Origin of the sequence: Streptomyces sp. NPDC004732 (assembly GCF_040609235.1) — a bacterium.
In the GTDB taxonomy this organism is placed as follows: Bacteria; Actinomycetota; Actinomycetes; order Streptomycetales; family Streptomycetaceae; genus Streptomyces.
Window position 1 is genome coordinate 158,479 of the sequence record NZ_JBEXJR010000014.1, and the last position, 21,247, is coordinate 179,725.

Here is a 21,247-nt window from a genome sequence, read left to right on the forward strand (position 1 = left end):
GGCATTCGCGGCCGTGGGCACGTCAGATGTGCGCAACAAGTTCGACACGTGTTTTCTCCGCAGCAGAGAGGGATGTCTGACTCCGTCTGCGGGCAGCACCGTTCCGCCCGGCCACCGGCTCGGGCATGATCCGTGAGCGTCCCGCGCCTAGGCGGCGGGAGGCGGAAGAACGAGTGCGCGTGAATGCATGACCGGAACCCTAGGACGGGCTTCCGCTGTGCGACAACTCCGTTTCGGGGGCTGGGACGGCCCCCGGCACGACGGGCTCGGACGGCGCCGACGACTGGGCGATGAACGCGCCGACCAGCACGATCGCGCCGCCCACGACCTGCGGCGCCGAAAGGTGTTCGCCCAGGACGACCCAGGCAAGGGCGGTCGCGATGACGGCTTCGAGGCAGGCCACGACACCCGCCACCTGGGGCGAGAGCCTGCGCACGGACAGCACGCCGGTGACGTAGGCGACGACCGTCGCGACGAGCACGATCCAGGCGAGCAGGGCCCAGGCCGGGACCGCGGAGCCGTCCAGGTCCGCGTCGCCCGCGAGCACCGACCAGTCCATGCCCCACGGCCGCGCGACGACGGTCAGCACGGCCGTGCCGACGAGCAGGCCGTACGCGATGACGCCGAGCGGGTCCGGGGCGTCGGCGCCCGCGTCGCTGCCCTGGTCGGACAGGACGAAGTAGCCCACCTGACAGCAGGCGGCGCCGAGGGCGAGCAGGAGTCCGACGGCATCGAAGCTCAGCCCCGCCCACACCTCCACGACACAGGCGAGACCGCCGACGGCGAGGACCACGCCGAGCGCGGCGGCCCGCGTCACGGGGCGCCGTTGCACGAAGCGCACCCAGCCGAGGACGAGCGCGGGCGCGAGGTATTCGATCAGCAGGGCGACGCCGACGGGAATGCGGGAGAGCGCGGCGAAGTAGCAGGCCTGGACGCCCGCGACGGCGAGGAGGCCGAATCCGGCGAGCAGCGCGGGCCTGCTCCGCAGCAGTCCGCGGTGGCGCCAGGCGACGGGCAGCATGACCAGGGCGGCGCCCGCCACCCGCAGCCACACCACGTGCAGGGGGTCAAGGCCCGCTTCGATCAGCGGTTTCGCCGCGACACCGGAGCCTCCGAAGGCGACCGCCGACAGCAGGGCGAGCCCGAGACCGACGCCCCTGCCGGGCTTTCCCCGGCTCGGACCACTCCCCCGGTTTCCCGGATCGGTTCGGCCCGCCAGGCTCTCCTGAATCCCCTCAGACGCTTGCACCGGCACATCATGGCAGGAGCCGTCATGAGCGTCACGCCCTTTGACCCCTGTCTCATCCAGCGGACACCGCACCGCACCCTGAAGCGCCGCTGCCGCCCTTCAGGGCCGCGCTCAGACGCCGGAGCCGTTGCTTTCGGTGTATCCGCTGCTTTCGGTGTATCCGTGGCCCCCGACGTGCCCATGACCGTGGCCGCCATCGGAGGCGTACTGCCTGCATCCCGCCTCGATGCGCCCCAGCAGCGCCGGAACGTCGACGCGGGCTCGCGCGAGGACCTCGACGGCCCGGCATTCCGGGTCGGCGACGAGCCCCGCGAGCAGGTCCATGCCGAGGGCCCGCGGTTCGCCGCGCAGCTCGGCACGTTCCAGGGCCACTTCCATGGCCGTGCCCGCGGCGGGCGACCAACCGGTCTCCCTCGCGGGCGTCACCACCGGGACGGCGCCGGAGTCCTCGACGGTGCCCTGCCACTGCAGGCCGTAGCCGATGCTGCGCTGCACGAGGTAGCCGAGGACCCGGACGGCCTGCGCGCCGCTCTCGAAGACGGCGCGCACCTCGGTGTCGGTCTCCAGGAGGGAGTGCAGCAGGTGGGCGGTGTCCATCTGCCGGTCCCCGTCACGGACGGCGCGACGGCGCGCGCCGGAAACCACCGACGCCAGCTCTGCGGTGAGTCGGGAGTCGGGTTCTGCTCGGGTCGGGCCGGGCTCGGCGCCCGACGGGGTACGGCTTTGCACATCTCCCACCACATCAACCCCCAGGGGCATATGCATCGGCGGCGGGAAGCATCTTCGCGTCCGACACAGGTTGGGCACTCCTGCGGTGGTTGTCCTCCTTACGGATGAGATCCGAGGGATCCGCGCGGAGTCACGCGCGCCGTCTTGCCCCGCGCCGGGCGCGCAACCATCGCGCCACCTCGCACGTCCCACAAGCATGGAGAGCAGGTGCTGGATGGTCGCCCTGCCGGCGGTCGACGGCAGGCAGTACGTCTACCGGGTGTACGCACCCGACGACGCGCTGCCCGCCGACCTGTTCTGGGATGCCTGGCACTGCCACGACGAGGGTCCGTTCCCCCGGGCGTCGGACCTTTTCGACGCGGCGGTCATACGACGGGTCGGCTAGGGCCCGCCTGATGGCCCTGGGGCCTGTCTGATGGTCCTAGCCCTGCCACGTCCCGATGACCACCGTCGCGTACATCTCCTCGTCACCCACCACTCGCGCCAGCAGACCGGCCCGCTCGACGGTGTCGACGGCCGCGGACACCTGACCCTCGCTCGTCTCGAAGAGAAGGTGACCGCCGGGCGCCAGCCACGCGGGCGCCTCCTCGGTCACCCGGCGCAGCACGTCGAGCCCGTCCGCACCGCCGTCGAGCGCCACCCGCGCCTCGTGGACGCGGGCCTCTGTGGGCAACAGGCCCACCTCTTCAGTGGGGACGTACGGAACGTTCGCAAGGAGGATGCCGACACGCCCCCGGAGCGCGTCGGGCAGCGGGTCGTAGAGGTCGCCCTCGTAGACCTGGCCTCCGGCATCGATGACGTTGCGGCGGGCGCAGCGGACCGCCGCGGGATCGATGTCGGCCGCGTACAGCTCGACCCGGCCGAGGCCCGCGGCGAGCGCGGCGCCGAGGGCCCCCGACCCGCAGCACAGGTCGACGACGACGGCCGGGCGTCCGGCGAGCTCGGCGGCCTGGGCGACGAGGAACTCGGTGCGGCGGCGCGGGACGAACACCCCCGGGTCCACGGCTATCCGCAGACCTCGGAATTCCGCCCATCCCAGGACGTGTTCGAGCGGCAGTCCTGCCGCGCGACGCTCGACCATGGCGGCCGCTTCGGCGGGGGTCCTCGCGGTGGAGAGGATCAACTCCGCCTCGTCCTCGGCGAAGACGCAGCCCGCGGCACGCAGGGTGCCGACGACGGAGGAGTGGTGTGACGAGGAGTGGTGCGACGAAGAATGGTGCGACGTGGAGAAAGCCGAAACCGACATATGACGAAAACCTTCCGGGAACCCGATGGGGCTCCCTCGGGCCACCTACGCCAGGTGAACCGCGCGGTCGCGAGAGGGGAGCACCCGACCTGCTACTGCGGTAATGGGTCTCACCTCCAAAGCGCGCCGCCTGCGTCCGTCACAGGGCACGGGAACAGTACCTCAAGCCGCGCCCGAAGCCACGCCCGTACCCAGATCTGACAGTTCATCAGTATTGAATGTTCCGGGACCTGCGGCTACGTTCCGCGACACCGCAGCTGCGGTCGTCGCAGCGCCCGACGCGAAGAGGTGGCCGCATGGCCGAAGTCAGCGCGGAAGCACGGATCGAGGCGCCCGCCGAGAAGGTCTGGGCCCAGCTCACCGACTTCTCCTCCTACGGCGAGTGGAACGCCACGCACACGAGCTTCCCCCAGGGCGGCCCCACGACGCTGGAAGTGGGCGGCACCTTCGTGGAGAACATGAAGCTGATGGGCTTCCCCGCCGAGGTCAACTGGACCATCGGCGAACTGGAGACCGCCCGCACCCTGGCCATCGCGGGCAAGGGCCCGATGGGCGTCAACGTCGGCACTCGCTACTCCCTCTCCCCCGAGGGGGCGGCGACGGTGGTCCGCATCGAGGGCGAATTCACCGGAGCAGCCGTGTCCCTGATGGCGGGCAAGCTGAAGGACTCGGCGACCGCCGCCCTCCACGAGTCGCTGCGCAAGCTGGACGGCCTGGTGACCTGACACCCACGAACCTGACGCACACGCACCCTCACACACACCCACACGCCCGCGCACAACGACGACGAGGCGCCCCGCACCATGCGTGCGGGGCGCCTCATCTGCGGCAGGGCCGTCGGCCCCGACCACCTCAGTCCTCATCGGCGAGGATCAAGTACATCTTCTTGCGGGCGTCATTGATGACCGTGACCGCCTTCTCGCGCTGTTCCTTGCTGCCGGTCTTCCAGACCTGGCCGAACGCCTCCATCAGACCGAAACCGGCCTGCCGGATCTCGTTCAGCGTGTCCCAGTCGACCCCGCGTCCGGCCTCTTCCCACGGCGCTTCGGGACCCTCGTCGGCCGCTTCGCGCCCGGCGTCGGTGAGCGAGAAGAGCTTCTTGCCGCCCTCGCTCGCGCTGACGATCAGGCCCTCGTCCTCCAGCAGTTGGAGGGTCGGGTAGACCGAACCGGGGCTGGGCTTCCACGCCCCGCCGCTGCGCTCGGCGATCTCCTGGATCATTTCGTAGCCGTGCATGGACCGGTCCTTCAGGAGCGCCAGGATCGATGCGCGTACGTCGCCGCGCCTCGCCCTGCCGCGCGGTCCGCCACCGCGTCCGCCCCGGCCGCCCCAGGGGCCACCGGGCCCGCCGGGTCCACCGAAGCCGGGACCGAACGGGCCGAACGCGCCGCGCCGCCCCTCGAAGCCACCGAATCCGCCGAAGCCTTCGCGGCCGGAGCCCTCTCGGCCCTCGGGGCCGCCGCGGCGGCCGTGTCCATGTCCGCGTCCGTGCTCGTGTTCAAAACCATGGGTACGCATGGTGATCACTCCTCTTCTTTGATCAGTCGCGAATCTGTCGCGATGCCTCAACGATATATCGGAATAGTTCGGCCGACAACCCCCGGACAGTGATCGACGTCGTAAGCGGGCCTCGAAGGGGTCCAGAACAGCTCCCCACCTGCGTAATTCCACTTCAGGCAATGATTGCGTGCCGAAGTTTCCATTGTGGTAATGCCTGGTGGCTTCGCAGGATGGAGGCATTCCCACCCGGCCCCGCCCGGTCCGAACCGGCCCCCCATTGAGGAAGCTTTCATGATCGTCATCACCGCACCCACCGGGAACATCGGCAGCCACTTGCTCCCCCGGCTCCTCGAGTCCGCCCCGGCCGAGGAAACCCTGCGCGTCGTCGTGCGCGACCCGGCGCGGCTCCCCGCCGACGTGCGCGAACGCGTCGAGGTGATCACCGGCTCGCACGGCGACGCCAAGGTCGTCGACCGTGCCTTCGAGGGCGCCGACGCCGTCTTCTGGGTCGCCCCCCCGGACTCCTCCCTGACCCCGGAGGCAGGCTTCAGCGGCTTCGCCCGTCCCGCCGCGCAAGCCCTGGCCTCCCACGGAGTCGGCCACGTCGTCGGCGTCTCCGCACTCGGCCGCGGCACCCCGGTCGCCGACCGCGCCGGACTCGTGACCGCCTCCCTCGCCATGGACGACGTCATCGCCTCTTCCGGCGTCGCCTACCGCGCCCTGGCCAACCCGTCGTTCTTCGAGAACCTCCTGGAAGAGGCCGACTCGATCCGGGAGACCGGCGTCTTCACCGACTCCGTCGACGCGGACCGCAAGGCGCCGCTGGTGGCCGTCGCCGACATCGCCGCCGCGGCCGCGACCCTGCTCCTGGACCGCACCTGGACCGGCGTCGGCAGCGTGCCCGTCCTCGGACCGCAGGACCTGTCCCCCGCGGACCTGGCCCGCATCATGACCGCGCAGCTCGGACGGCCGGTCCGTTACGAACGCCAGTCCTACGACGACCTGCGCACGACCCTCGTCGGCTACGGCCTCGACAAGACGTTCGTCCAGGGAATCGTGGACATGAAGCGCGCCAAGGACGACGGACTGGATGCCGGAGTGCCCCGCACCGACGCGTCCTCGTCCCCCACCACCTTCGAGCAGTGGTGCGCGCAGGTACTGAAGCCCGCCGTACTCGCCTGACACCGCTCCGGGCCGACGTCCGGCCCCACACCTTCGCCAAGTTCTTCAAGAAAGAGGCACCCCATGCCCGTCGAGGCACCCAAGACACCGGTCACGGCATTCATGCTCGTCAAGACCACACCCGAATGGCTGGCCCTGACCGTCCAGGAACGGGTGGAGGCCTTCACCACCCAGGTCGTCCCCACCATCAAGGCCAGGACGACGGGCGTCAGGTCCCGCTTCTACGACACGGAGTTCTACTCCGCGCGCGTCACCGACGTCTGGGTCTGGGAGGCGGACGACCACAACGCCTACCAGCTCCTGATCGACGCCCTGCGCGAAACCCCGTTCTGGGACCGCTACTTCGAGGTGGTCGACCTCCTCGTCGGCACCGAGAACGGCTACGCGCGTACTTACGGAGTCGACGCCGTCACCACCATCAGCACCTGACCACCTGACCCGTCTCCCCGCACCGAGGAATTCGTTCGCCGCCCGAGGTGATCGCTTCTAGCCTGCGTCATGTGATGACGGCTGAAGAGGTGCTGTCCGTCCTGACCCTGCTGCGGCGGGCACAGGTCGACGTCTGGATCGGCGGAGGGTGGGGGATCGACGCCCTGATCGGCGAGCAGACCCGGGACCACCGCGACATGGACCTGATGCATCGGCAGGATCAGGAAACCGTCGTGGTGGCGGCTCTCTCCGAGGCGGGGTTCGTGGAGAGCCTGAACCAGCGGCCCATCCGATTCGTGGTGACGGCTTCGGACGGCCGGGAGATCGACCTTCATCCGCTCGTCTTCGCCGACGACGGCTCGGCGGTTCAGGCCTCACCCGAACCGGAGCGCCCTTTCACCTATCCCGCCTCGTGCTTCGTGACAGGCACCATCGAGGGAACGCCCGTCCCGTGCCTGTCCGCCGAACAGCAGGTCTACTTCCACCAGGGATACGAGCCCAGGGACCGCGACCGGCACGACATGGCGCAGCTCCGCCGAGCCTTCGGGATCGCCACCCACTTCGTATAAGACACCCCGCCACGCAGAACGAGCCGACGAGCGAACCTCCGGCAGGCCAATCACTCCCCTCAACCAGTCCAGTGAATCCAGATTGGACTTACCCCGCGCACTCCACAGCCCTCTACCGTGATCCCCATGCCGACTTCCCACCGCATCCGCATCGTCGACGCCTTCACCGACCGCCCGTTCGCGGGCAACCCGGCCGGGGTCCTGCTCCTCGACGCCTTTCCCGACGACACCTGGCTGCAGCACGTGGCCAGGGAGGTCAACCACGCGGAGACCGCCTTCGCCCACCCGCTGCCCACGGGCGGGGACGCCGACTGGGCGCTGCGCTGGTTCACGCCCACCACCGAGGTCGACCTGTGCGGCCATGCCACTTTGGCCACGGCACACGTCCTGCACGCCACGGGCGCCGCCTCGGGCACCGTCCGCTTCACCACCCGCAGTGGCGTCCTCACCTCGACCGCGCACGAGGACGGCACCCTCACGCTCGGCTTCCCGACCGCCCCGCTCACCGCGGCCGAACTCCCCGACGGCATCGCCGAGGCCCTCGGCGCCGAGCCGCTCCGCGCGTACGACACGGGCCGGAACGTAGGCGACCTGCTGGTCGAGCTCGCCGACGAGAAGACGGTCAGGTCGCTCGCCCCGGACCACAGGGCCCTCGTCCGGTACTCCGAGCGCGGCATCATCGCCACGGCCGCGGCCGAGGATCCCTCCCTCGGCTACGACTTCGTCTCGCGCTGCTTCTTCCCGCGCGTCGGCATCGACGAGGACCCGGTGACGGGCAGCGCTCACACCGCCCTCGCCCCCTTCTGGTCCGAGCGCCTCGGCCGCACCGAACTGACCGGCCTGCAGGCCTCGGCCCGCACCGGCCTGGTCCGCACGGAGCTCACGGGCGACCGCACCCTCCTGACCGGCCGCGCGGTCACGGTCATCGAGGGCGAGCTCTTCGCCTGACAGCACGAGAGCCCGAAGGGCCGAAGGGCCGAAGGCTCAGAGGCCCCGAGGCCCGGACAGCACGGTGGGGACGTACGAGAATCACGTACGTCCCCACCGGCTCACACACGTCCCCCTCCGCCTCACGAAGGCGTAGGCAGCCACCCCACCTTCCCCGCGAGCAGCCCGTATCCGACGAACGCGCCGATGTCGAGCAGGGAGTGGGCCACGACCAGCGGGCCGACCCGCCCCCACCTGCGGTAGAGCAGCGCGAAGACCACGCCCATCGCGAGGTTTCCGACGAACCCGCCGATGCCCTGGTAGAGGTGGTACGAGCCGCGCAGCACCGAACTGCCCACCAGCGCCGCCATGGGCGTCCACCCCAACTGGCCGAGCCTGCGCAGCAGATACCCGACGACGATCACTTCCTCAAGGACCGCGTTCTGCACCGCGGACAGCACGAGGACGGGGTACTTCCACCACACTTCGGGCAACGCCTCCGGCACCACCGTGAGGTTGAAGCCGAGCCCGCGGGCCGCCAGATAGAAGGCGATCCCGGTGCTGCCGATCACCGCGGCGATCGCGGTGCCGCGCCCCAGATCCGGCCATGGCCGGGTCCGGTCGAAGCCGATCGTCCGCAGCCCCTCCCGTTCGCGCAGCAGGAAGTGCGCGACCAGCGCGACCGGCACCAACGCGGTCGTAATTCCGAACAATTGCCATGCGAGATCCAGCCAAGGCCGACCCGGCGCGGCCGACGCGTTCATCGTGGCCGCCTGGTCCTTCAGACCGCCCGGTTTGGTGACCGACCCGACAAAGCTGATCAGCGCGGACACACCGCTCGCCCCGAGCGAGAGAGCCAGTACGAGCAGCGTCTCATCCCTCAGGATCCGTCGTGACGGCCCGTCCGCTGGAAAAGAACCGGCCATCGGCCCCGGCTCCGCTTGCACTTACGCCTCCAGTTGAGTAATCCCGCCTCATCCCCATCCTCGCCCCGCTAGGGTCTCGAAAGAAGTTACGAAGATCGTGCGCGACAGGCCGAGGGGGACGGACGCCGATTCCAGGCGCACAGGCCCCCTCTTTCCTTGCTTCATCTTCCAAGGAGGGGCACCACCGCCATGGGACGTCACAGCTTGCCCGATGAGCACGGAACGGCAGCGCCCGGCCCCCGAGCGCAGGCACGCGGACGCACGGTCGCCATCGCCACGGCGCTCGTCCTCGTGGTGGCGGGAGGCACGGCGGCCGCCGTCAGCGCCGGTCTGCTCTCCTTCGGCGGCTCCTGCGGCGACGACGCGGTCAGCCTCGACGTCGTCGCCGCTCCTGCCGTGTCCCCCGCCCTGCGCGAGGCGGCCGACGAGGCCCGCGAGCAGGAGATCACCTCGGACGGGCACTGCATCGACGTGCGGGTGACCGCGCGCGACTCGTACAAGGTCGCCGCCGAACTCCGCTCCGGCAAGGGCGATCCGGAGTACGACGTGTGGGTGCCGGACTCCGACGTCTGGGTGCAGCGCGTCGGCATCGGAGGCAAGCAGAGCAAGGTCTCCCCCGCGGGCAACGTCGCCTCCTCGCCCGTCGGCATCGGCATGGTGCCGTCCGCCGCCGAGTCGCTGGGCTGGCCCAAGAAGACGTACGACTGGCCGGAGTTGACCACCGCCGCGACGAAGGGCGACAAGCTGCGCCTGGGCGCGGCCGACCCCGCGCGCAGCGCGACCGGCCTGCTCGCCCTCGCCAAGATGGGCGCGTCCGCGAAGAAGCAGGGCGGCAAGGAGGGCGACACCCGGGCCGCCGCCCTGGCGAAGGCGCTTGCGGCCCGCACCACCGACAGCGACGGCCGACTCCTCGACACCCTGGCCCGCGACGGCTCCGGCACCGAGCAGGGCAACCCCCGCCGCAACCAGGCCCTGATCCTCTCCGAACAGGCCGCATACGCGCACAACGCGTCGGCGGGCGAGGAGAACAGCCTCGACCTCTTCTACCCCAAGGACGGCTCGCCCCGGCTCGACTACCCGTACACGCTGGTCGAGGACGACCGGATGTCCACCGACACGAGCCGGGCCGCCCTGCGCTTCATGACGATGTTCAGCGATGACGAAGGCCGCCGGATCCTGACGGAGCACGGCTTCAGGACCGACCCCGACCAGCCCTCCGACAAGCTGGTCACCGCCGCGGGCGGCCGCACCCCGCAGCCCTACGCGGACGAGGCCACGGACCCGCCGTCGGACAAGCAGCTCCAGGAGACCCTGGGCATGTGGACGATCACGGTGCAGAGCGCCCGGCTCAACACCGTCGTCGACGCCTCGGAGTCCATGGCGCAGTTCGTGCCCGGCCGCAACCAGTCCCGCATGGAGATCACCAAGGCCTCGCTGCTGAGGGCCCTCGCGGGCTTCACCGACGAGGACGAGATCGGCCTGTGGGAGTTCGCCACCCGGCTGGACGGCACCCGCGACTACCGCAAGCTGGAACCGACCCGGCGCCTTGGCGACCGCAAGGGCGGCGCCACCCACCGCGACGAACTGTCGGACGCCTTCAGCAGCCTGCAACCCGTGCCGGGCGGCGCCACCGGTCTGTACGACACCACGCTCGCCGCCTACAAGGAGGCCCGGTCGACGTACGCGCGCGGCAAGTTCAACGCCCTGGTGATCCTGACCGACGGCGTCAACCAAGACCCGGGCAGCATCTCGCGCAGCTCCCTGATCTCCCAGCTGGAGGAGATGTCGGACCGCGAGCACCCGGTGCCGATCATCGCCATCGCGGTCGGCCCGGAGGCGGACAAGGACGAGGTCCAGCAGATCGCCGAGGCGACCGGCGGCTCCGGCCACCAGGTCGACGACCCGGCGCAGATCCACGCGGTCATCCTCAAGGCCATCATGGAAGCGGGCAGCAACCAGGGCTGATGCTCAGCCCAGGACCGCCGGTTCGCGCAGCCCCACCGGCCATGTGTGCACCGGCTCTCCCCTGTGCATCAGCTCGCTGTACCGCTTGGTGGTCGCGGCCAGCGCCTGCTCCCTGGACATCCCGCCGTCCAGGGCCCGGTGGTACGTCGTGGCCTGCCAGGACGCGCCGTTGACCCGCCGCCTGCACCGCTCCTCGATCACGCCGAGGTACAGGTCGCGGTCGGCGGCCTCCACGCCCCACGCGTCCAGCCCCGCCGCCGCGAGCGGCAGCAGCTCGTCGCGTACGAGGTGGACGGCCGCCACCTCGGTGGTGCCGCCGAGCCTGCCGCGCCGGGGCCACTGCAGCCTGGCGTCGATGCCGTGGCGGCACGCGACGTCGAAGTTGCGGGCGGCGGCCTCGAAGGGCAGCCGGGTCCACACGGGCCGCGCCTCCTCCGCGAGCGCCCGCACGAGCCCGTAGTAGAAGGCGGCGTTGGCGATGACGTCGGTGATGGTGGGGCCCGCGGGCAGTACGCGGTTCTCCACCCGCAGGTGCGGGACGCCGTCGGCGATGCCGTACACCGGGCGGTTCCAGCGGTACACGGTGCCGTTGTGCAGGACGAGTTCGCCGAGCCGCGGTACGCCGCCGGCGTCTAGGACACCCAGCGGGTCCTCCTCCTCCATCAGGGGCAGCAGCGCCGGGAAGTACCGCAGGTTCTCCTCGAAGAGCTCCAGCGGCTTGGTGATCCAGCGCTCCCCGAACCAGGTGCGCGGCCGCACGCCCTGGACCTGCAGCTCGGGCGGCCGGGTGTCGGTGGACTGCAGGAACAGCGGCGGCCGCGACTCGCGCCACAGCTCACGGCCGAACAGGAACGGCGCGTTGGCGCCCACGACGATCTGCGCGGCCGCGATCGCCTGCGCCGCGTTCCACACGTCGGCGAACCGGGCGGGCGTGACCTGCAGGTGCAACTGCACGGAGGTGCACGCCGCTTCGGGCGCGATCGACGCCGAGGTGCAGGTCAGCCGCTCCACACCCTGGATGTCCAGCGCGAAGTGTTCGCCGCGTGCCGCCACGATCTGGTCGTTCAGGAGGGCGTAGCGATCGACGTCGGAGAGGTTCGCGGAGACGAGGTCGGCGTCGTTCAGGGTCGGCAGAATGCCGATCATGACAATCCCGGCGGCGAGCTCGTTCGCTTTCCTGTGCGCATAGTTGAGGCCCGTGCGCAGTTCCTCGGCGAGCCGGTCGAGAACGCGGCCACCGAGCCGGTGCGGGGCGATGTTGACTTCGAGATTGAACATTCCGAGTTCCGTCTGGAAATCCCGGCTCGCGATGCGCTCAAGTACCTGCGCATTCAACATCCTCGGCAGCCCGTCGGGCCCGGCGAGATTCAGCTCGATCTCCATGCCCATGAGATTCTTGGGCCGATCGAATCGCTCCTCCTTCAACATCCGCTCCAGCCCCGTAAGACACGCCCGGAGCTTGCCTCGGTAGTGGTGCCTGTCGGCCAGGTCGAACGTGCCCGCCGCGACCTTCTCCCCCATCGAAGCGTCCCTCCTCGAACGGGCAGCCCAGGGTCCGGCCGCTGTGTACGGGGGATGATGCCCAGGCAATGTGATCGATAACGCCCCGCGCGGGACCCCCGACCAGTACGCTCGACGCGGCGGTTGTCCGGCACATTCACCAGGCATGCGGCACGATGCAGATTCTGTACCGAAGCGCCTGGTCAAAAGCACCGGCAGAAATCGGCCGACCGCGCGCATCGGGGAATACGAGGTCACGACCCCGAGACCCGCACTAAAACGGCGTAAAGGCCCGCACAAGGACGTCTCAATAAGTCCTTGCTCGCAATATCCACTGCGTCTAGGTGAAACACCCATCGAACATGGCTCGTATAAACTCCGCAATCTAGGCAGAGAGTTGGCGCTCGCGGCCCCAGCCCCCGCCCCTCTGACCCAGAGCTGACAGCGCCGTCACGCACCTGCCCCCGGCTCCACTGTGCCTGTCGAATGAGAGAGGCGACCCACCATGCCGCTGCATGTCCCCCCGGCTCCCGCGCCCGCCCTGCGCAGCGTTCTCGCGGCACTCGGTTCCCCCACTGCCGTAAGCGAGGCCCGCACACCGTCCCTGCGTACCGCCCAGGGACCCGCGATCCCCGAACTCCCCCTGCCCGTCCACGTGTTGGACCACATCACCCCACAGGCCACTTCACCCACCCGACTGGCCGGCTGGCGCTTCCTGATCCGCTGCGCCGAGCGTTCCGTCGCCGCGGCCGACGCGATCCTCACCCCGGACGGCTGGGCGTTCTCCCATTTCTTCGAAGGGCCCTACATCACCTCCACCGAACGCGCCCTGCGCCACGCGGAGGCCATGCCCATGCCGTGCCAGCCGCGGCTGCTCTCCGTGCCCGAGCTGTATATGCTCACGCTCTGGCTGCACCGCGACTGCACGGACGACGGCGCCGAGGGCTCGCTGGCCGCCACCGATCTGCTCGTGCCCTTGGCCCCCGCCCCGCCCGGCATCGCGGCCCACCGCCCGCACCGCGTCGCCGAACTCCTTCCGATGCTCAACCACCGTCTGACGCCGGCACCGCTGCTGAGCTCACCCGCCTGACAGCGCCCCGCACGCTTCCTGTGCCCCGCAGCCCCCCGGCCGCGGGGCACAGCGCTGCCCACCCAGGTGGACTAGCCCGGTCAGGCCACCCCGAACCACCCGAAGAGTCAGGGAAGTTGGGCTGAACCGTCCGGGCGGGTGATACGTCCTTAAGCAGTAGGAGCCGCTGCGGCAAAATCCCTGCGGATTGACGCCCGGAGGGCAACACTGGGATCGGACCAACTACAACGGGGGGCGGTTATGAATACCGCATCGAGCCACAGGACCGACGTCACAGCCATCTCATCGCAGCGAAAGAACCCTTCCATGTGCCAGCACCAACCACCGTGCCCGACAGCCGACTCCGCCGACCGGGAGGCCGCGCTGCTCGCGGCCAGCCACCCGGAGCAGGGCTGGAGCCTGCTGTGCAACGGCGTCCTGCTCTTCGAGGACACCGGTGAGCTGCTGCCGGACGGCCAGATCATCGCCCCGCACCGACCGCTGGGCACCGACCAGATCATGACGGCGGCCTGAGCACTGGCGCATCCGCACGAGCGCACGGCATCGCCGCACGGCACCACAGCATCACGGGAAAGACGAGGGGCCGGCCCGGAGAGAAGTCTCCGAACCGGCCCCGACGCATGCCCGCTCCACACGGGCGCCTGCATCAGTCCTCGTACGCATCCAGCGGCGGGCAGGAGCAGACGAGGTTCCGGTCGCCGTACGCCTGGTCGATGCGGCGCACCGGCGGCCAGTACTTGTCCGCGACGACGACACCGGCCGGGAAGACCGCCTCCTCGCGGCTGTAGCCGTGCTCCCACTCACCGCTCAGCGCGGCGGCGGTGTGCGGGGCGTTCCGCAGCGGGTTGTCCTCGGCGGTCCACTCGCCGGAACCGACCTTCTCGATCTCCCGGCGGATGGCGATCATCGCCTCGCAGAACCGGTCGATCTCGCCCAGGTCCTCGCTCTCCGTCGGCTCGATCATCAGGGTGCCCGCGACCGGGAACGACATGGTCGGCGCGTGGAAGCCATAGTCGATGAGCCGCTTGGCGATGTCGTCGACACTGACACCGGTCGCCTTGCTGAGCGGCCGCAGGTCGACGATGCACTCGTGCGCGACGAGACCGGCGGGGCCGGTGTAGAGCACCGGGTAGTGCGGCTCGAGGCGCTTGGCGATGTAGTTGGCCGAGAGCACCGCGACCTGGGTGGCCCGCTTGAGGGCCTCGCCACCCATGAGGCGTACGTACGACCAGGAGATCGGCAGGATCCCGGCGGAGCCCCACGGCGCCGCGGAGATCGGACCGACGCCGGTCTCGGGACCTGCCGCGGGCTGCAGCGGATGGTTGGGCAGGTACGGCGCGAGGTGCTCGCGCACACCGACGGGGCCGACGCCGGGGCCGCCGCCGCCGTGCGGGATGCAGAACGTCTTGTGCAGGTTGAGGTGCGAGACGTCGCCGCCGAAGTGGCCCGGCTTGGCGAGGCCCACCAGCGCGTTGAGGTTGGCCCCGTCGACGTACACCTGGCCGCCGGCCTCGTGCACCGACGCGCAGATGTCGGCGACGTGCTCCTCGAAGACGCCGTGCGTCGAGGGGTAGGTGATCATCAGCACGGACAGCTCGTCGCGGTGCTTCTCGATCTTGGCGCGCAGGTCCTCGACGTCGATCTCGCCGTCGTCGGCGGTCTTCACGACGACGACCTTCATGCCCGCCATGACGGCGCTCGCGGCGTTGGTGCCGTGCGCGGAGGACGGGATGAGGCAGACGGTGCGCTGCTCGTCGCCGTTGGCGCGGTGGTACCCACGGACCGCGAGCAGCCCCGCGAGCTCACCCTGCGAACCGGCGTTCGGCTGCAGGGAGACCTTGTCGTACCCGGTGACCTCGGCGAGACGTTCCTCCAGCTCGCGGATGAGCGTGAGGTAGCCCTGCGCCTGCTGGGCGGGCGCGAAGGGGTGCAGCTGGCCGAACTCGGGCCAGGTGACCGGCTCCATCTCGGTGGTCGCGTTGAGCTTCATGGTGCAGGAGCCCAGCGGGATCATGCCGCGGTCGAGCGCGTAGTCGCGGTCGGCGAGCTTGCGCAGGTAGCGCAGCATCGCGGTCTCGGAGCGGTACTGGTGGAAGACCGGGTGCGCCAGGTAGTCGTCGCCGCGCAGCAGGCCCTCGGGCAGCGTGTCCGCGGTGGCGGCATCCAGCTCCTGGACATCGGCCTCGACCCCGAACGCGCCCCACACGGCGGCCAGCGTCGCCCGCGTCGTGGTCTCGTCGCAGGCCAGGGAGACGTGGTCGGCGTCGATCTGGTGGATGTTCACGCCGCCTTCGCGGGCGGCGGAGACCAGCTCCTCGGCCCTGCCCTCGACGCGCACGGTCAGCGTGTCGAAGTACGCGCCGTGGACGACCTCGACGCCTCCGGCGGTGAGCCCGGCGGCGAGCAGCGTCGCGTACCGGTGGGTGCGCCGCGCAATGGACTTGAGGCCCTCGGGCCCGTGGTAGACGGCGTACATTCCGGCCATGACGGCGAGCAGCACCTGAGCGGTACAGATGTTGCTGGTGGCCTTCTCGCGGCGGATGTGCTGCTCACGGGTCTGCAACGCGAGCCGGTAGGCCTTGTTGCCGTCGGCGTCGACGGAGACACCGACGAGGCGCCCCGGGAGGCTGCGCGCGAACTTCTCGCGCACCGCCATGTATCCGGCGTGCGGGCCGCCGAAGCCCATCGGCACGCCGAAGCGCTGCGTCGTGCCGACGGCGATGTCGGCGCCCAGCTCGCCGGGCGAGGTGAGCAGGGTGAGGGCGAGCAGGTCGGCGGCGACGGTGACGACGGCGCCGAGCTCGTGGGCCTGGTCGATGAGCGGCTTTATGTCCCGTACGACACCGGAGGCGCCCGGGTACTGGACGAGCACGCCCACGACGCCACGCTCGGCGACCTCGGCCGGAATGCCCTCGCTCAGATCGGCGACGACGATCTCGACGCCGGTGGGCTCGGCGCGGGTCTGGATGACGGCGATGGTCTGCGGCAGGGCGTCGGCGTCGACGACGAAGACGCCGTTCTTGACCTTGCCCATGCGGCGCGACAGAGCCATGGCCTCCGCGGCGGCGGTGCCCTCGTCGAGGAGCGAGGCCCCGGAGGTGGGCAGGCCGGTCAGCTCGGCGACCATCGTCTGGAAGTTGAGGAGCGCCTCGAGCCTGCCCTGCGAGATCTCGGGCTGGTACGGCGTGTAGGCGGTGTACCAGGCCGGGTTCTCCATCACGTTCCGCAGGATGACCGGCGGGGTGAAGGTGCCGTAGTAGCCGAGTCCGATCATGGAATCGAGGACCTGGTTGCGGTCGGCGAGGGAGCGCAGCTCGGCCAGCACTTCGGCCTCGGTACGCGCGCCGGGCAGGTTCAGCGCCTCGGCATTCTTGATCACATCCGGCACCGCGGCGGCCGTCAGCTCGTCGAGCGAGCCGTACCCGACCTGCGCGAGCATCTTGGCCCGCGCTTCCGCATCGGGCCCGATGTGCCGCTGCTCGAAGGGGATGCCCGCTTCGAGCTCGGAGAGCGGGATGCGATTGGTGGCAGTCATTGCGGAGGCCTCCTGGTCTGCACGACCTGCGAGGGGTACCACGGCGCGGGTACCCGGACGGCCTCCCCCTCTGTCATGTCAACCTGAGAGCTTCACAGGCCCGTCTTGCGACAGATCTGCTTTCACCGTCGGTGAGGAAGGGTTCCGAACGTGCCCGCCCGACGCCCGCCCTGCTTTCCAGAGTGACCTCGTCCGTGCGGTACGGGTGCCTGAGAGATTCCGGGGAGGATTTGCTCCTTCGGCGCCTCCGGGAAGTACATTCCGGAGAGCTCTCCCGCACGGGGTCAGCAGCCAGGCGCCAGCCTACCAGCGAGGACCAGGACCGATCCCTCGAGTGGCCACCTGCCCCGAAGTGCTCTTTCGTAGTGACTACGAATGATTAAGGATGAGTTACGCCCGTTTTCGACAAGCCGCGACCAGCTGGAGGGCCCGTGCAGACCGATATCGATCCGCGCAACCTGATCGGCCGCAAGGCGTTCGACCGGAACGGGGCGAAGATCGGCACGATCGACGAGGTCTACCTCGACGATGCCACCGGCGCACCGGAATGGGCAGCCATACGCACCGGTCTCTTCAGCCGGGACGCCTTCGTCCCCCTGGAACCCAGCGAACTCGTCGAGGACGGCACCCTGCGCATCCCCTTCGACCGGGCCCTGATCAGGGACGCCCCGGACTTCGGAGTGGGCCGCCACCTCTCCCCCGAGCAGGAGCTCCAGCTCTACCACCACTACGGCCTGGACACGACGCCCCCAGGGACCCCGCCCGCCGTGCCGCCCCCGGACCAGAACTTCGGCCACGTCGCGGGCACAGAGACCCCCTGAAGCCACCTCATCCGGAGGCGGCGGCTGGGGGCGCAGCCACCAGCGGCAGCGGCTCCGCAGGCGCCAGCTCCGGGTCGTCCGTACGGAACGTCCGCACCCGCCCCGGCGCCGAAAGGGGCGTCTCGAAGCGCACCGTCACCCGACCCAGGCCGCTTCCCTGCACCCACCCGTGCCCGTACTCGGCATGCCGCACGTCGTGCCCGGCCGACCACCGTCTCTCCACCGGCGCCACCGGCTCTTCGGCACCCTCCTTCTCCGGCCCCTCGGGCCGCCCCGCCTCCCCGGACACGGCCTCGTCGCCCTCGCCCGGAGAGGCCCCTTCCGCCTCGGCCTCCACCGCCGCCTGAGCCTGCTGCGCCTGCGCGAAGAGGTCCTCCTGCGTGTAGTCCGCGAGGCCCGTGACGCCCACTCCCAGGAGCCGGACCCCACCCGTGGTGTCCACGGCCTCCAGCAGCCGCGCCGCGGCCTCCTGCACCACCCCGGGGTCGTCCGTGGGCCCACGGAGCGTCTCGGAGCGCGTCAGCGTGGAGAAGTCGAACCTGCGCACCTTCAGCACGATGGTCCGCCCCGAGTGCCCCGCCGCCCGCAGCCGCTGCACACACCGCTCGGCGAGCCGTGCGACCTCCGCCCTGACCCGCACCCGGTCGTGGATGTCCACGTCGTACGTGTCCTCGACGCTGACCGACTTCGACTCCCGCTCGGCCACCACGGGCCGCTCGTCGTGCGCGAGCGCCATCGCGTACAGAGAGCCGCCGTGGGCCTTCCCCAGGAGCCGTACGAGCTCGTCCTCACCGGCCTCCGCGATCTCGGCGACCGTGAGGATCCCGGCCCGCCGCAGATGGTCGCCCGTGGCAGGCCCCACGCCGGGCAGCGTCCGCACCGACATCGGGCCCAGGAGCGCCCGCTCCGTCCCCGGCGCTATGAGCTTGAGCCCGTCAGGCTTGGCCTCCTCGGAGGCGATCTTCGCCAGCATCTTGGACACGGCGAGCCCCACCGACCCGCAGAGCCCCGTCACCTCTCTGATGTCCGCCCGCAACCGCTCCCCCACGGCCCTGGCCGACTCCGCGTCGTCGGCGACGCCCCCCGCCTCCAGGTCCACGAAGGCCTCGTCCAGGCTGAGCGGCTCCACCAGCGGCGACAGCTCCCGAAGCAGCCCCATCACCTGCTCGCTGACCTCGCGGTACAGCCCGAAGCGCGGCACGAGATAGGCGGCATTGGGCGCCAGCCTGCGCGCCTGCCCCATGGGCATCGCCGAGTGCACGCCGAAGCGCCGTGCCTCATAGGAAGCGGTGGCCACCACACCACGGGGCCCAAGACCGCCCACCACCACGGCTTTTCCGCGCAGGCTCGGCTTCGCGGCCTGCTCCGCGGACGCGTAGAAGGCATCCATGTCCAGATGCAGAATCGTCGGCGCGCTTCTCACACCTCTGATGCTGCCTTACGCCACTGACAACGCGGCTTCAGACGGCCCTGTTGCGCCTTCTGGCCAGCTCATCGGCCGGATTGTGCCCGACGAGCGTCTCCCCGGTGTCGATGCGCTCGCCGTGCAGCTGGGACAGCGCGGCCTCGACGTCGCGCCAGACGACGCCCACGGCGATCCCGAAGACTCCCTGCCCGCCCTGGAGCAGGTCGTGGACCTCGCTGGACGTCGTGCACTCGTAGACCGTCGCCCCGTCGCTCATCAGCGTCATCCGCTCGAGGTCACGGAACCCGCGCTCCCGCAGGTGCTGGACGGTGGTGCGGATGTTCTGCAGCGACACCCCGGTGTCGAGGAAGCGCTTCACGATCTTGAGGACGACCACGTCGCGGAAGCTGTAGAGGCGCTGTGTGCCGGAGCCGCCCGCGGCCCGCACACTGGGCTCCACCAGGCCCGTACGGGCCCAGTAGTCGAGCTGCCGGTAGGTGATGCCCGCGGCCGCGCACGCGGTGGGACCGCGGTAGCCGACCTGCTCGGTCTGTGCCGCATCCTCGGACGTAGCGTCCCCGCTCCCCTGGACCGCCATCGGTCGGTTCGGAGAGGGATCGGCCGCACCGCCGTGGATCGGGTACGGACCGCCCATCGCCGTACCGTCGCCGCTGCTTCTCACGCCGACCTCCCTCCTTGACCTGCCTTCTCGACGGTAGGCAGTCGCCAGGGGCTCGTCAACGATCGCCACACTCGGCACGCCGAGTGATAATCACCCTGAGAGTGGTTTTCCGTGCCTCACCGCGGGGAAAGGCTAGCCGAATGGCCGGATACGGGCCGCCGGAAGTGGCTCACTGGCTGTTGGTGCCGAAGTCCTCGGGCGAGATCTGGTCGAGGAACTCGCGGAACTTCTCCACCTCGTCCTCCTGCTCGTCCGGGATCGCGATACCGGCGTCGTCCAGGACGCCGTCGCTTCCGTAGATCGGCGTCCCGGTGCGCAGCGCCAGCGCTATGGCGTCGGACGGCCGCGCACTCACCTCGACACCGCTGGCGAAGACCAGCTCCGCGTAGAAGACACCTTCTCGCAGGTCAGTGATGCGCACTTCGGAGAGCTCCTGGCCGACCGCTTCCAGCACGTCCTTGAAAAGGTCATGGGTCAGCGGTCGTGCGGGGGCCATGCCCTGCTGCGCAAAGGCAATGGCGGTCGCCTCACCTGGTCCGATCCAGATGGGGAGGTACCGGTCGCCTCCCACTTCACGCAGGAGCACGATCGGCTGGTTGGAGGGCATTTCGACCCGGACACCTACGACGTCGAGCTCGTTCACACAGCAACCCTAGGACGTGGCTGGCAGGTTTGGGTAGTCGGGCACCCGCCGAGTAACGGCCGGGAGCGGTCCAGTCAGGGCAATCTGACGCCGAGCGCGGTCTGTACGAGCGCCGAGTGCAGCCTGCCCGTGAGGCCCGCAAGCTCTTTGGTCCGGGCCTCGGCATGCGCCCTGGTCTGCGGATTGCGGTGCCGCCGCAGTGGGGCGACCACCTGGTCGACGAGCCCGGCCTCGCGCTCCGCGGCGGCCTTCATGACCCGCAAGTGGCGTGGCTCGATACCGAACCGGCCCAGCTCGACCACGAGCGAGGCGACCGTGACGGCCTCCGCGTCGTACCCGCCGTCCGGCAACGGCGCGACGAGGCCGTACGTCTCCCACTCGTGGAGCTGCACCTCGTCGATCTCCGCGGCGGCCAACAGCTCGTCACGGCCCACACGGGCCGCCGTCGGCCCCTCGGCGTCATCCTGGGCCCCGGCGTCACCGGCGTCCCGCTGGCGCCCCAGGGACGGCAGAGGAGGCCTCTCACCGCGCTCCAGCGCGTCCAGGTGCTCACGGATGACCTTGAGAGGCAGATAGTGGTCCCGCTGCATCCTCAGGACGTGACCGAGCCGCTCGACATCCTCCGGGCTGAACTTCCGGTAGCCGGAAGGCGTGCGCTGCGGCTCGATGAGCCCCTCGGCCTCGAGGAACCGAATCTTCGAGATCGTGACCTCGGGAAATTCGTCACGCAGTTCGTTCAGCACGGTACCGATGCTCATCAGCCGGCGGTCCGCGGCGGCGGTGCCGCTACCGGCACCGCCCCTCGGTGTTTGAAGCATGGACCTTCCCTGGGGGTTGTCCCCCCAGACG

Annotated in this window: 19 protein-coding genes, 2 pseudogenes and 1 riboswitch; of the genes and pseudogenes, 10 read left to right on the plus strand and 11 right to left on the minus strand. The window is 70.2% G+C overall.

Annotated elements, in window-relative coordinates; genetic code table 11:
* Window positions 1-199 precede the first annotated feature (199 nt).
* Together ABZV77_RS34810 and ABZV77_RS34815 are read right to left on the minus strand one after the other, a co-directional pair.
* Window positions 200-1,219: an EamA family transporter gene (locus ABZV77_RS34810; RefSeq protein WP_356266002.1), complete on the minus strand. Its 1,020-nt coding sequence runs from the start codon at window positions 1,217-1,219 to the stop codon at window positions 200-202.
* Between the two features lie 141 nt (window positions 1,220-1,360).
* Entirely contained in the window at window positions 1,361-1,978 is a 618-nt protein-coding gene (locus ABZV77_RS34815) for a Clp protease N-terminal domain-containing protein (RefSeq protein WP_356265922.1), read from the minus strand.
* A 196-nt stretch (window positions 1,979-2,174) separates the two neighbouring features.
* Here ABZV77_RS34815 and ABZV77_RS34820 point away from each other — a divergent pair, with 196 nt between their 5' ends.
* Window positions 2,175-2,363: a hypothetical protein gene (locus tag ABZV77_RS34820; protein WP_356265925.1), complete on the plus strand. Its 189-nt coding sequence runs from the start codon at window positions 2,175-2,177 to the stop codon at window positions 2,361-2,363.
* 36 nt (window positions 2,364-2,399) lie between these two features.
* Here the strand turns inward: ABZV77_RS34820 and ABZV77_RS34825 are convergent, their stop codons facing one another.
* Window positions 2,400-3,224 carry a putative protein N(5)-glutamine methyltransferase gene (locus ABZV77_RS34825; protein WP_356265927.1) on the minus strand — a complete coding sequence of 275 codons (825 nt, stop codon included), beginning with the start codon at window positions 3,222-3,224 and terminating at the stop codon, window positions 2,400-2,402.
* Between the two features lie 296 nt (window positions 3,225-3,520).
* Here ABZV77_RS34825 and ABZV77_RS34830 point away from each other — a divergent pair, with 296 nt between their 5' ends.
* Window positions 3,521-3,949 (plus strand): SRPBCC family protein, encoded by a 429-nt coding sequence (locus ABZV77_RS34830; RefSeq protein ID WP_356265930.1) that lies wholly within the window; start codon window positions 3,521-3,523, stop codon window positions 3,947-3,949.
* Between the two features lie 127 nt (window positions 3,950-4,076).
* On the opposite strand, the gene ABZV77_RS34835 is transcribed toward ABZV77_RS34830, so the two are convergent.
* Entirely contained in the window at window positions 4,077-4,742 is a 666-nt protein-coding gene (locus ABZV77_RS34835) for a PadR family transcriptional regulator (protein ID WP_356265932.1), read from the minus strand.
* A gap of 273 nt (window positions 4,743-5,015) precedes the next feature.
* Between ABZV77_RS34835 and ABZV77_RS34840 the strand changes: the two genes are divergently transcribed.
* The 4 genes from ABZV77_RS34840 to ABZV77_RS34855 all read left to right on the plus strand — a co-directional run bounded on the left by ABZV77_RS34840 (window position 5,016) and on the right by ABZV77_RS34855 (window position 7,852).
* Complete coding sequence (locus ABZV77_RS34840) at window positions 5,016-5,906, plus strand: NAD(P)H-binding protein (protein ID WP_356265935.1); 891 nt, start codon at window positions 5,016-5,018, stop codon at window positions 5,904-5,906.
* Window positions 5,907-5,969: 63 nt separating this feature from the next.
* On the plus strand, window positions 5,970-6,335 hold the full coding sequence (locus tag ABZV77_RS34845; RefSeq protein ID WP_356265938.1) for a darcynin family protein: 366 nt from the start codon (window positions 5,970-5,972) through the stop codon (window positions 6,333-6,335).
* A 74-nt stretch (window positions 6,336-6,409) separates the two neighbouring features.
* Window positions 6,410-6,904 (plus strand): amino acid transporter, encoded by a 495-nt coding sequence (locus ABZV77_RS34850; protein WP_356265941.1) that lies wholly within the window; start codon window positions 6,410-6,412, stop codon window positions 6,902-6,904.
* 126 nt (window positions 6,905-7,030) lie between these two features.
* Complete coding sequence (locus ABZV77_RS34855) at window positions 7,031-7,852, plus strand: PhzF family phenazine biosynthesis protein (RefSeq protein WP_356265944.1); 822 nt, start codon at window positions 7,031-7,033, stop codon at window positions 7,850-7,852.
* A gap of 122 nt (window positions 7,853-7,974) precedes the next feature.
* Here the strand turns inward: ABZV77_RS34855 and ABZV77_RS34860 are convergent, their stop codons facing one another.
* The gene (locus tag ABZV77_RS34860) at window positions 7,975-8,778 is read right to left on the minus strand and encodes a type II CAAX endopeptidase family protein (protein WP_356265947.1); all 804 of its coding nucleotides are present in this window, start codon (window positions 8,776-8,778) and stop codon (window positions 7,975-7,977) included.
* Window positions 8,779-8,946: 168 nt separating this feature from the next.
* Between ABZV77_RS34860 and ABZV77_RS34865 the strand changes: the two genes are divergently transcribed.
* Window positions 8,947-10,722, plus strand: coding sequence for a substrate-binding and VWA domain-containing protein (locus ABZV77_RS34865; RefSeq protein WP_356265950.1), 1,776 nt, complete (start codon window positions 8,947-8,949; stop codon window positions 10,720-10,722).
* 3 nt (window positions 10,723-10,725) lie between these two features.
* On the opposite strand, the gene ABZV77_RS34870 is transcribed toward ABZV77_RS34865, so the two are convergent.
* The gene (locus ABZV77_RS34870; RefSeq protein WP_356265952.1) at window positions 10,726-12,243 is read right to left on the minus strand and encodes a glutamate--cysteine ligase; all 1,518 of its coding nucleotides are present in this window, start codon (window positions 12,241-12,243) and stop codon (window positions 10,726-10,728) included.
* Window positions 12,244-12,727: 484 nt separating this feature from the next.
* Here ABZV77_RS34870 and ABZV77_RS34875 point away from each other — a divergent pair, with 484 nt between their 5' ends.
* Window positions 12,728-13,312, plus strand: coding sequence for a hypothetical protein (locus ABZV77_RS34875; protein WP_356265955.1), 585 nt, complete (start codon window positions 12,728-12,730; stop codon window positions 13,310-13,312).
* A 306-nt stretch (window positions 13,313-13,618) separates the two neighbouring features.
* Window positions 13,619-13,825, plus strand: coding sequence for a DUF5999 family protein (locus ABZV77_RS34880; protein ID WP_356265958.1), 207 nt, complete (start codon window positions 13,619-13,621; stop codon window positions 13,823-13,825).
* Between the two features lie 133 nt (window positions 13,826-13,958).
* Here ABZV77_RS34880 and gcvP read toward each other — a convergent pair whose 3' ends face one another.
* A complete protein-coding gene (gene gcvP, locus ABZV77_RS34885) occupies window positions 13,959-16,847 on the minus strand; it encodes an aminomethyl-transferring glycine dehydrogenase (RefSeq protein ID WP_356265961.1) in 2,889 nt (962 codons plus the stop codon).
* Between the two features lie 187 nt (window positions 16,848-17,034).
* Window positions 17,035-17,134: riboswitch (glycine riboswitch) on the minus strand.
* A gap of 144 nt (window positions 17,135-17,278) precedes the next feature.
* Here gcvP and ABZV77_RS34890 point away from each other — a divergent pair.
* Window positions 17,279-17,659, plus strand: a pseudogene (locus ABZV77_RS34890) (PRC-barrel domain-containing protein); the annotation flags it as partial.
* Here the strand turns inward: ABZV77_RS34890 and ABZV77_RS34895 are convergent.
* The 4 genes and pseudogenes from ABZV77_RS34895 to ABZV77_RS34910 all read right to left on the minus strand — a co-directional run bounded on the left by ABZV77_RS34895 (window position 17,575) and on the right by ABZV77_RS34910 (window position 21,216).
* A pseudogene (locus ABZV77_RS34895) lies at window positions 17,575-19,091 on the minus strand (DNA polymerase IV). The pseudogenes ABZV77_RS34890 and ABZV77_RS34895 sit on opposite strands and share 85 nt — an antisense overlap.
* 37 nt (window positions 19,092-19,128) lie before the next feature.
* On the minus strand, window positions 19,129-19,755 hold the full coding sequence (locus ABZV77_RS34900; RefSeq protein ID WP_356265964.1) for a MerR family transcriptional regulator: 627 nt from the start codon (window positions 19,753-19,755) through the stop codon (window positions 19,129-19,131).
* Window positions 19,756-19,924: 169 nt separating this feature from the next.
* On the minus strand, window positions 19,925-20,398 hold the full coding sequence (locus ABZV77_RS34905; protein WP_030794342.1) for a bifunctional nuclease family protein: 474 nt from the start codon (window positions 20,396-20,398) through the stop codon (window positions 19,925-19,927).
* Between the two features lie 74 nt (window positions 20,399-20,472).
* Window positions 20,473-21,216: a MerR family transcriptional regulator gene (locus ABZV77_RS34910; RefSeq protein ID WP_356265968.1), complete on the minus strand. Its 744-nt coding sequence runs from the start codon at window positions 21,214-21,216 to the stop codon at window positions 20,473-20,475.
* Between the last annotated feature and the right edge of the window lie 31 nt (window positions 21,217-21,247).